The following is a 10,527-nucleotide window of genomic DNA, read 5'->3' on the forward strand; positions in this document are numbered from 1 at the left end:
CGACAGGCGGGGCAGAGGGCTTTGGTTACGTGGCCGCTTTTGCAAAGTGACTCGCTGTAAGAGCGAAACCATAAGCCGCCGTTACCCAAATAACGGATATGCCCCCAAAATTCCGCCGATATTCGATCTCGAAAACCACGGCCCCCCTGGGACATCCCACCCGACAAGCGATCTCACTGCCACCCGCTGGTGCATGCTCTTGATTGCATGCAGCTTTTTGTAGCGAGGAAGCTCGCTCCCGTTGACCCGCATGGCAGGCCAAACAGCCTAATCAATAGCAAGCTAGCTAATTGGCGCATTAATTGCCTTGAAATATGGCAATTAGACATCACTCCCGGAGTCCGCCATGAGCAGCCTGTCGAGCAGCACGATGCAGTTATCTTCCGCCGAGAAAAGCTGGCTGCCCTGGTGGGGCAAGACCGGCAAGTTCGCCATGGGCTGGTCCTGCCGCCTCAACCGCGCGGTGTACCCGGTGATGGAGCAAACCTTCGAGGCCATTGCCGAAACCCGGGTCAAACTCCTGCAAACCTGGACCCGCGAACAGTGGGAACACCTCAACGAACTGGCCACGACACTGGCCCGCGATTCCGTGCTCACCGACAACAGCCTGCTGCTGGAAAAACTGCACCAGGCCGGGGATTTCTCCGAGCTGTTTATCGTCGACCCAAAGGGCGAACTACTGGCGAGTACCTGGAGCCAGGCCAGTCACCGCGCGCTCAATCAACAAGCCCTGGCCGCCGGGCTCAAGGCGCCATTCCTCCACGGTCCCTACAGCGACCCGCTGACCTTGCAGATCGGCCCTTCGTCCTCGCGCTTCCATGACGAAGTAACCCTGATGTTCTACCAACCATTGACCCGCGAGGGCAGGGTGGTCGGCTGCCTCTGCGGTCGGGTGCCCAACGACATACTCGGGGATTTGATCCAGCGCGAGGCCGGGCATATCTTCCCCGAGTCCGGCGATAACTACCTGTTCATGGTGCAATCGCGCTTCGACCCGGCGCTGCAACCGGGCATTGCGCTGTCCCGCTCACGCTTCGAGGACGGCGCCTTCACCCACGGTGAAAATCTCAAGAGCGGCGTGCACACACCCTGGAAAACCGTACAGATCCAGCGCCATACCGAACTGGAATTGCGGTTTATCGACCCCGCCACCCAACAACTGCACCCCGGCGTGCGGGAAACCATCCGCAAGGGCTCGAACCTGTTTGTCACCTATCCCGGCTATTCCGACTACCGTCACATCCCGGTGGTGGGCAAGGGCGTGACCTTCGAACTGCCGGGCTCGCCGGATCGCTGGGGCATGATGTGCGAGGCCGACCTGGAAGAGGTCTACCGCCGGCGCTCCCTGAGCCACGGCTTGATGAAGCCCTATCTGGCGACCATGGCCGGCCTGTTTGCCTGCAACTTCCTGGTCCGTCACTACAGTGGTTTGCCCGCCGCCTGGACCGATGCGTGCGAGGTGCTGAGCATGGTCGTCGCGGCCTTGCTGTTCAGCCGCCTGGGCCCCAGGCGCCTGGCCGCACGCCTGAATGAAATGACCGAGGTCATCCGCACCATTGCCGAAGGCGAGGGCAACCTGCGCCAACGCCTGGACAGCGGGCGCATGGTCAACGACGAAACCGGCGACATGAGCCGCTGGATCAACAGCTTCATCGACCGCCTGGATTCGGTGGTCGGCCAGGTGGTCAAGGCCAGCCACAGCGTTGGCAACACCAACCAATTGATGCTCGGCCGCAGCGAGGCGGCCGGGTTGATGTCCCATGAAGTGGCCGACGCCACCCACCGCATGATGATCATCGTTGAAGAGCAACTGGGAGAAATCCAGCAAGCCTCGGTGAGCGCCGAGCAAATGAAGCAGGCCATGGACGAGGTGGTCAGCCGGGCCCGCGAGCAATTCCTCGCGGTACAGGTCGGCACCCAGTCGATTCGCGATGTGGTGCAGCGCTCCTCGGAAAGCGTGCAACTGCTGGACAGCCGCATGGCACAGATCAGCAACATCACCGGGTTGATCAGCGACATCACCAACCAGACCAACCTGCTGGCCCTGAATGCGGCCATCGAAGCGGCGCGGGCGGGCGAGCATGGCCGCGGTTTTGCGGTGGTGGCCGACGAAGTCCGCACCCTGGCGTCACGCACTTCCAAGGCAGCGGAAGACATTCGCCAGATGGTCGAGGGCCTGCAAGGCGAAACCCGCAAGGCCGTAGGCTTCATGGAAAACGGCGTGACCAACGTCGACAGCAGCCTGCGCCTGGCCGAGGACGCCTCCTCGGAGAACGTGCACCTGCACCAGGCGGTGGAGAGCATGTTCAGCATCATCCAGCAGCTCAACGCCCGCAGCCTCGACTATGGCAAGACCATCAAGCAGGTCAGCCACTCTTCGGAGCAAATGCGCCTGACCGTAGGGGTGTTGCAGACCAGCGCGGAAACCGTGCGGGTCAATGCCAACAAGTTGCAGAAGCTGGTGGGGTTGTTCGAAGTCAGTGAGGCTGCGGCCTGACCAGGCTGCGCTTATCCAGCAGCAGGCGCTCCAACTCCTTCATCGGCAAAGGCCGGCTGAACAGATACCCCTGGATCTGATCGCAGCCGGCTTCCCGCAGAAACTCCAGCTGCGCCTGGGTTTCCACGCCTTCGGCCACCACTCGCAGCTTCAGGCTGTGGGCCAGTTCGATGATGGTGCGGGTGATAGCCGCGTCCTGCGGGTTGCTGGTGACTTCGCGGATAAACGCGATATCGATTTTCAGCGTATCAATCGGGAACCGCCGCAGGTAGGCCAGGCTGGAATAGCCGGTGCCGAAGTCGTCGATGGAGATCTTCACCCCCATCGCCCGCAGGCGCTGCAAGCTGGCGATGGTGTGCTGGGTGTTCTCCATCAGCGAGCCTTCGGTCAATTCAACTTCCAGCCAATGCGCTTCCACGCCGGCCTGGGCGAGGGACTGGGCGATATCGGCAATCAGGTCACCCTCGATCAATTGATGCCCCGAAACGTTGACCGATACCTCCACCGCGCCCACCGTGCCGGATTGCCACGCTGCGATCTGGCGGCACACGTTGTCGATCACCCAACGCCCGAGCGTGACGATCAAGCCCTGGCTTTCCAGGATCGGTATGAAGACCGCTGGAGACACCGCATCGTAACCGGGCCGGTCCCAGCGCAGCAGGGCCTCGAGGGCGCACACCTGACCGTTGGCCAGTTCGACCTTGGGTTGGTAATGCAGCACGAATTCTTCGCGCTCGACCGCCAGGCGCAGGGCTTTTTCCAGGTCCAGGCGCGCCAGGTCATGCACATTCAACCGCGAGGACTCATTTTGGTGGTGTTGAAGTTGCTGCTCCAACAACTGGCTATGGTTTTTCAACCGATCGCCGTGGGCCTTGAGCCGCAGCAGGTTGCGTACCCGTAGCCACAACTCGACCCGCTCCACCGGCTTGCTGATGAATTCTTCAGCACCGGTTTCCAGGCCACTGAGCCGCGCGCTGGACTCACTCAATGCCGAAAGCATGATGATCGGAATGTTCGCCGTGGCCTGGTTGCCCTTGAGCTGGTTGGCCACTTCATAGCCGTCCATGCCCGGCATCATGATGTCCAGCAGGATTAAGTCCGGCGGCCGCTGCGCCACCAACTGCAAGGCTTCTTCACCACTGGCGGCGCTCACGGTCTGGTAACCCTCGTGGCGCAGCAGGGTTTCCAGCAGCTTGCGCACCTGGATTTCATCATCAACGATCAACAGCGTTGCGGGTTGGCTGGCCATGGAGAGGACTCAAGTCGAGGGAGTAATGTTCTTTTGCAGCAGCGTGTCGATCACCTGGTACAGCTCTTTGTAGCGCAGGGGCTTGATGATGTAGGCATCGCAGCCGGCCCGCAGGGTCTTGTCACGGTCTTCCTTCATGGCCATGGCCGTCAGGGCGATCACCGGGATGTGCGCGGTATGAGGGTCCTGCTTGAGCAGTGACGTGGCTGCCAGGCCGTCCATGCCCGGCAACTGGATGTCCATCAGGATCAATGCCGGTTGTTTTTCCCGGGCCAGGGTCAGCCCGGTCTCGGCATCGGCGGCCCACAACACGCTGTGGCCGGCGTTCACCAGCAGCAGGCGGGCGAGGCGCATATTGGCCTCGTTGTCTTCGACGATCAGGATTTCGGCCATGGGGCCTCCGCATCCGCGGCACGGTGCAGCGGCAGCCACACCACAAACCGCGCGCCTTCGCCTTCGCGGCTGGCCACGGCGACACTGCCGCCGTGCAGGTCGGTGAGTTGCTTGACCATCGCCAGGCCCAGGCCCGTGCCTTCGAATTTGCGCGCCAGGCTGCTGTCGATCTGGCTGAAGGCCTTGAACAGCTTGCTCATGTCGTCCCGGGCGATCCCGATGCCGGTGTCGCTCACGCTCAATTCCAGGAACTGTTGATGTTCGCTGGGCTGCAGGGCAAAGCCGTGGGTGGGCCAGTCGCCGGGAATCTGCCCCACTTGCCCACGATTCACCTCGCGCACCGAGAGCGTCACCGAGCCGCCGTGCTCGCTGAACTTCACCGCATTGGCCAGCAGGTTGTAGATGATCTGCTTGGTCTTGCGCAGGTCCAGTTCCAGCGCGCCGAAGTCGTCCGGGCTTTCGAGTTTCAACTGGATGCGCTGCAATGCGGCCTTTTCCCGCACGATCAGCAGGCTGTTGGCCAACAGGCCGGCCAACTCCACGGCTTCCAGTTCCAGGTCCATCATGCCGGCCTCGACCTTGGACAGGTCGAGGATGTCGTTGATCAGCGACAGCAAGTGCTGGCCGCTGGTGAAGATATCGCCGATGTACTCGCGCTGGATATCGCTCATGTCGCCCACCAGGCCGTCCTTGAGCGCCTCGGAAAAACCGATCACCGCATTCAGCGGCGTGCGCAGCTCGTGGGACATGGTGGCAAGGAACTCGGACTTCATGTGGCTGGCGTGTTCCAGCTCCAGGTTCTTCTCTTCCAGGGCGCGCTCAAAGCCTTTGCGTTGCGCCTCTTCCTGCTTGCGCGCGGTGTTGTCGGTGCCGATCAGTAGGTAGCCGATGATCGCGTCGTTGCGGTTGCGCAGGGCGGTCACCGACACCATGGCCGACAGGCGACTGTTGTCCTTGCGGATATAGGTCAGTTCGTAAATGTCTTCGATGCCCCGGGAGGCCTTGAACACCAGGGCCTCAAAGCCCGGCGTGATCGGTGTGTCCAGTTCCAGGCTGAGGGCGGCGGCGCGGGTGATCAGCTCGGCGGGGTCGGAAATGTCGGCCGGTGTGACGCGGTTCAGCACATCGGCGGCGGCGTAGCCAAGCATGCGTTCGGCACCGACGTTGAAAATCTGGATTACGCCTTTTTCGTCGGTGGCGATGCTGGAGAAGTAGGCGCTGTTGAAGATCGCATCTTGCAAGGCGCCGGCCTTGAGCAGGGTTTTCTGGCGTTTGAATTCGACGATTTTTTCAGCCCGGGATTGCGGCTCCGCCGGGCTGTCGACTGAAGAGTTGTCCATCGTGCAGTGTTCCGTGAACTTCAGGCCCGACGCTGCCAAAGGCGGCGCCGCAGAGCATGCTCACAGAAGATCGCGCAGGCGCGATGAGGAGGAGATGAGGTCTTTGGACGATAGCAGATAAACCGCAACCGACAGGGATCGTAGTGGCCAAACGCGGTGTTATTTTTAGAAAAGCACTCAATCGGATAGGTGAAGGTGGAAAAACGGCGGTTTTATCTGCAATTAGTCACTCCAGGTCGCTGGGTGAACATTTATTCATCAGGTGAAACGTTTAATCAAACGATAAACGGCTGACGCAAGCGCTTGCGTAAGCAAATGTATCTGATTAGAGTCGGCAGCAATCAGGTCTGCCGATGACTGCCATCGGCAAACGCCCGAACACAACAATAATAAAACCAGGAGCTCAGTCATGAGCCTTGAACCCTTGCTTGAAATGCAGGGCATCAGCAAGACCTTCAACGGTCTGCGGGTGCTCAAGAACGTCAGCCTGAAGGTCTACCCCGGTGAAATCCACGCCTTGATGGGTGAGAACGGCGCCGGCAAATCGACCTTGATGAAGATCCTCTCCGGTGCCTACCAGGCCGATGATGGCGGCACCATCCGCATCGATGGCCAGCCCGTCGCCAGCTACAACCCAGCCTCCGCCAAAGCCCTCGGCATTGCCGTGATCTACCAGGAACTGAGCCTGTGTCCGAACCTCACGGTGGCCGAGAACATTTACCTGGGCCGTGAACTGCGCCGTGGCTGGACCATCGACCGCAAGGGCATGGAAGCCGGGGTGGCCGAGGTGCTGGCAAGGCTCGGTGCGGAGTTCCTGCCCACCACCCGCGTCGCCAGCCTGTCCATCGCCGAGCGCCAACTGGTGGAAATCGCCCGGGCCTTGCATGCCCACGCAAAAATCCTGGTGATGGACGAGCCCACCACGCCGCTGTCCTCCCGGGAGACCGACCGCCTGTTCGCGCTGATCAAACAGCTGCGCAGCCAGGGCCTGGCGATCATCTACATCAGCCATCGCATGGCGGAAATCTACGAGCTGTCGGACCGGGTCTCGGTGCTGCGGGACGGCGAGTACGTCGGCGAACTGGCGCGGGACGTGCTGTCGGCCGAAGTGCTGGTGAAAATGATGGTGGGCCGCGACCTGTCAGGTTTCTACAAGAAGGAACATGCGGCCTACGACCCCGGCCAGGTGGTGATGCGCGTGCGTGACATGGCCGACGGCAAGCGCGTGCGCAACTGCAGCTTTGACCTGCACGCCGGTGAAGTGCTGGGAATTGCCGGCTTGGTAGGCGCAGGCCGTACCGAGCTGGCGCGGCTGATTTTTGCGGCCGACCCGCGTACCTCCGGCACCCTTGAGGTGGTCGGCAAAACCGTGACCCAACTGCGCAACCCGGCGGATGCGATTCGTGCCGGTGTCGTCTACCTCACCGAGGACCGCAAGGCCCAGGGTCTGTTTCTCGACATGAGCGTGGCCGACAACATCAACGTTTGTGCCTGTGTGCCGGATGCCCACGCCGGCGGTGTGCTCAACCGTGGCCACGCGGCACAACGCTCACGCGATGCGATCAAGTCCCTGTCGATCCGCGTGGCCTCGGGCAAGGTCAATGTCGGCAGCTTGTCCGGCGGCAATCAGCAGAAGGTGCTGCTGGCCCGACTGCTGGAGGTCAAGCCCCACGTACTGATCCTCGACGAACCCACCCGTGGCGTGGACATCGGCTCCAAATCCGAGATCTACCGCATCATCAACCAGTTGGCCAAGGCCGGCGTAGGCATCGTGGTGATCTCCAGCGAACTGCCGGAAATCATCGGCACCTGCGACCGCGTGCTGATCATGCGCGAAGGGCAACTGGTGGCCGAAGTGGGCGGGGCATCGGGGCTGGATATTTCCCAGGAGGCGATCATCGACCTCGCCACCGGCAGCGAACAGGTGGCCGCCCATGGCTAATTCAACGACAAGCGGGAGCAACACCATGACTGTGGCAACGATCGGCAAGGCTGAGCGTATTCGCGAACTGATGCGCACGGTGGGCATGTTGCCGGTGCTGGTGCTGCTGCTGGTGGGTTTTGCCCTGGCCAGCGAAAACTTCATGACGGTGCAGAACCTGTCGATCATCACCCAGCAGGCGTCGGTCAACGTGGTGCTGGCGGCGGGGATGACCTTTGTGATCCTCACGGCGGGCATCGACTTGTCGGTGGGAGCGATTCTTGCGGCTTCGGCTGTGGTTGCGTTGCAAGCGTCGATGTCACCGCAGTTCGGCATGTTCGGGATTGCCGCCGGGGTTGGCTTCGGCCTGTTGCTGGGCCTGGTCAACGGCGGCCTGATCGCCTTCATGCGCCTGCCGCCGTTTATCGTCACCCTCGGCGCGCTGACCGCCATGCGCGGTTTGGCTCGTCTGTTGGCCGACGACAAGACCGTGTTCAACCCTGATTTGCCGTTTGCCTTTATTGGCAACGACTCAGTACTGGGCGTGCCTTGGCTGGTGATCATCGCGGTAGCCGTGATTGCGCTGTCGTGGTTCATCCTGCGGCGCACGGTGATGGGGGTGCAAATCTACTCCGTGGGCGGCAACCCGGAAGCGGCGCGGCTGTCGGGGATCAAGGTGTGGAAGGTCCTGCTGTTCGTCTATGCCATGTCCGGTGCGTTGGCCGGGTTGGGCGCGGTGATGAGCGCGTCACGCCTGTTCGCCGCCAATGGCCTGCAACTGGGACAATCCTATGAGCTGGATGCGATTGCCGCAGTGATCCTCGGCGGCACCAGCTTTACCGGCGGCGTCGGCACCATCGGCGGCACGCTGGTTGGTGCGCTGATCATCGCGGTATTGACCAACGGCCTGGTGCTGCTGGGCGTCTCGGATATCTGGCAGTACATCATCAAGGGCATCGTGATCATTGGCGCGGTAGCGCTGGATCGCTATCGCCAGTCCGGTGCGCGGACCTGATTTCACTCAAACAACAATCACAAGAGAGTCATCATGAACTTCAAACGCATGTTTCCTGTTGTCGCCTCCCTGGGCGTTGCCGTGTTGATGTCCCAGGCGGTGCAAGCCCGTGAACTGAAAGCCATCGGCATCAGCATGGGGTCCCTGGGCAACCCGTATTTCGTGACCTTGGCCGACGGTGCCACGGCGCGGGCCAAGGAGCTGAACCCGGCGGTGAAAGTCACCTCGGTGTCGGCCGACTATGACCTGAGCAAGCAGTTCTCGCAGATCGACAACTTCATCTCGTCCAAGGTCGACCTGATCCTGCTCAACGCCGTCGACCCGTCGGCCATGGCCTCGGCGATCAAGAAAGCCCGCGACGCCGGGATCGTGGTGGTGGCCGTGGACGTCGACGCCAAGGGCGTGAATGCCACGGTGCAGACCGACAACGTCGAGGCCGGCAAGCTCGCCTGCCAGTTCATCGTCGACAAACTGTCGGGCAAGGGCAATGTGATCATTCAGAACGGCCCGCAGGTCACCGCCGTGACCGATCGGGTCAAAGGCTGCAAAGCCGCGCTGGCCAGCGCCCCGGAGATCAAGGTGCTGTCGGACGACCAGGACGGCAAGGGCTCCCGCGAAGGCGGCTTGAACGTGATGCAGGGCTACCTGACACGCTTTCAGAAAATTGACGGCCTGTTCGCAATCAACGACCCGCAAGCCATCGGCAGCGACCTGGCGGCCAAGCAACTGAAACGCAGCGGCATCATCATCACCTCCGTGGACGGCGCGCCGGACATCGAGAATGCCTTGAAGACCGACACCCTGATCCAGGCCTCCGCCAGCCAGGACCCATGGGCCATGGCCCAGACCGCCGTCAATGTCGGCAATGACATTCTCAATGACAAACAACCCGCCGAAGCGGTTACCCTGCTGGCGCCAAAATTGATCACCCGCGATAACGTCGGTTCCTACAGCGGTTGGTCCAGCAAACATTAAAAGAAACCAGGAGTGAGCACCGTGGCAACCATGGAGGATGTGGCAAGAATTGCAGGGGTGTCGACGTCGACGGTTTCCCACGTCTTGAACGGCACCCGCAAGGTCAGCCCGGACACGGTGCAAGCGGTGCAGGACGCGATCCGGCAGGTGGGCTACATCCCCAACACGCTGGCGCGTTCCCTGGCGCGGTCCACCACCAATACGATTGGCGTGGCGATCTCGGCGCTGTCCAACCACTACTTCAGTGAAACGGTGCACGCGATTGAAACCGAGTGCGCCAAGCACGGCTACATGATGTTGTTTGTCGATACCCACGACGATCCCGAACAGGAACTGCGTGTGGTCACGGCGCTGCACCATCGGCGGGTGGACGGCATTCTGCTGGCGCCGTCTACCGGTTCGCTGGCCCTGGAATACCTGCAGGCCAATCAAGTGCCGGCGGTGTTGGTGGACCGGATGATGTGTGATCGTTTCGATCAGGTCGGGGTGGAAAATACCCTGTCTACCCAGGCTTTGGTGGCGCACTTGATCGAGCATGGCCACCGGCGCATCGGCTTTATTTCCGGGCGCGCGGGGCTCGGCACTTCCGATGAACGAGTGGCCGGCTATCAAGCCGCGTTGCAGGCGGCAGGGTTGGTGTTTGACCCGCAGTTGCTGGTCAACGGCGGCTCCAGCAGCGAGCCGGCACGGCAAGCGACCGCGCAGTTATTGGCCCTGGCAACACCGCCCACGGCAATCATGGCGGGCAACAACCTGATGACCCTGGGTGCGATGCACGCCTTGCGTGATGCGAATATCGACGTGCCCGGGCAGATGGCCCTGGTGGGCTTCGATGATTTTGACTGGGCGGATTTCTTCGTGCCACGCCTGACCCTGATCGCACAGCCGGTCCAGGAACTCGGCGCCCGGGCGGTCAACCTGCTGCTTGAGCGCATGGCGTCGCCCAAGCGTAAAACACACAGCGTGCGGCTCGCGCCCACCCTGAAGATTCGTAACTCATGCGGCTGCCCCTGATATGAACAACGCGGTTTCCCTTGGCATTGATCTCGGCACTTCGGAACTCAAGGCGATCCTGATGGACCAGCAAGGCAACGTCCTCGCCCATGCGGGCGCGCGGCTGACGGTCTCGCGCCCGCA

Annotated in this window: 9 protein-coding genes; 6 read left to right on the plus strand and 3 right to left on the minus strand. The window is 61.7% G+C overall.

The features are described from left to right. Positions 1-1,861 precede the first annotated feature (1,861 nt). Complete coding sequence (locus HX786_RS32310; RefSeq protein WP_371132487.1) at positions 1,862-2,497, plus strand: methyl-accepting chemotaxis protein; 636 nt, start codon at positions 1,862-1,864, stop codon at positions 2,495-2,497. Here the strand turns inward: HX786_RS32310 and HX786_RS13330 are convergent. Genes HX786_RS13330 through HX786_RS13340 form a run of 3 tightly spaced genes read right to left on the minus strand, consistent with a single transcriptional unit; the run spans position 2,478 to position 5,479 of the window. Further along, positions 2,478-3,746: an EAL domain-containing response regulator gene (locus HX786_RS13330; RefSeq protein WP_178912196.1), complete on the minus strand. Its 1,269-nt coding sequence runs from the start codon at positions 3,744-3,746 to the stop codon at positions 2,478-2,480. The two genes, HX786_RS32310 and HX786_RS13330, sit on opposite strands and share 20 nt — an antisense overlap. Positions 3,747-3,755: 9 nt before the next feature. Further along, positions 3,756-4,139: a response regulator gene (locus HX786_RS13335; protein ID WP_008430409.1), complete on the minus strand. Its 384-nt coding sequence runs from the start codon at positions 4,137-4,139 to the stop codon at positions 3,756-3,758. Then, positions 4,124-5,479: a HAMP domain-containing sensor histidine kinase gene (locus HX786_RS13340; protein WP_087692323.1), complete on the minus strand. Its 1,356-nt coding sequence runs from the start codon at positions 5,477-5,479 to the stop codon at positions 4,124-4,126. The genes HX786_RS13335 and HX786_RS13340 overlap by 16 nt, the downstream gene beginning before the upstream one ends. 409 nt (positions 5,480-5,888) lie before the next feature. Here HX786_RS13340 and HX786_RS13345 point away from each other — a divergent pair, with 409 nt between their 5' ends. From HX786_RS13345 to HX786_RS32315, 5 genes are all read left to right on the plus strand, one after another. Beyond that, positions 5,889-7,421: a sugar ABC transporter ATP-binding protein gene (locus tag HX786_RS13345; RefSeq protein ID WP_178912197.1), complete on the plus strand. Its 1,533-nt coding sequence runs from the start codon at positions 5,889-5,891 to the stop codon at positions 7,419-7,421. Between the two features lie 25 nt (positions 7,422-7,446). Then, on the plus strand, positions 7,447-8,415 hold the full coding sequence (locus tag HX786_RS13350; protein ID WP_102606448.1) for a ribose ABC transporter permease: 969 nt from the start codon (positions 7,447-7,449) through the stop codon (positions 8,413-8,415). 33 nt (positions 8,416-8,448) lie between these two features. Further along, positions 8,449-9,390 carry an ABC transporter substrate-binding protein gene (locus HX786_RS13355; RefSeq protein ID WP_177023386.1) on the plus strand — a complete coding sequence of 314 codons (942 nt, stop codon included), beginning with the start codon at positions 8,449-8,451 and terminating at the stop codon, positions 9,388-9,390. 21 nt (positions 9,391-9,411) lie between these two features. Further along, complete coding sequence (locus tag HX786_RS13360) at positions 9,412-10,404, plus strand: LacI family DNA-binding transcriptional regulator (RefSeq protein WP_177009862.1); 993 nt, start codon at positions 9,412-9,414, stop codon at positions 10,402-10,404. Position 10,405: 1 nt separating this feature from the next. Next, the coding region (locus HX786_RS32315) for an FGGY family carbohydrate kinase (RefSeq protein WP_178912198.1) at positions 10,406-10,527 on the plus strand (122 nt) is incomplete at its 3' end.

The organism is Pseudomonas sp. 21615526, assembly GCF_013386245.1.
Lineage (GTDB): Bacteria > Pseudomonadota > Gammaproteobacteria > Pseudomonadales > Pseudomonadaceae > Aquipseudomonas.

Excerpts from the sequence above, each read along its gene's own strand:
- HX786_RS13335 (WP_008430409.1), bottom strand. The coding sequence starts at position 4,139 with ATGGCCGAAATCCTGATCGTCGAAGACAACGAGGCCAATATGCGCCTC.
- HX786_RS13350 (WP_102606448.1), top strand. The coding sequence starts at position 7,447 with ATGACTGTGGCAACGATCGGCAAGGCTGAGCGTATTCGCGAACTGATG.
- HX786_RS13340 (WP_087692323.1), bottom strand. The coding sequence starts at position 5,479 with ATGGACAACTCTTCAGTCGACAGCCCGGCGGAGCCGCAATCCCGGGCT.
- HX786_RS13330 (WP_178912196.1), bottom strand. The coding sequence starts at position 3,746 with ATGGCCAGCCAACCCGCAACGCTGTTGATCGTTGATGATGAAATCCAG.
- HX786_RS13355 (WP_177023386.1), top strand. The coding sequence starts at position 8,449 with ATGAACTTCAAACGCATGTTTCCTGTTGTCGCCTCCCTGGGCGTTGCC.
- HX786_RS13345 (WP_178912197.1), top strand. The coding sequence starts at position 5,889 with ATGAGCCTTGAACCCTTGCTTGAAATGCAGGGCATCAGCAAGACCTTC.
- HX786_RS32310 (WP_371132487.1), top strand. The coding sequence starts at position 1,862 with ATGGACGAGGTGGTCAGCCGGGCCCGCGAGCAATTCCTCGCGGTACAG.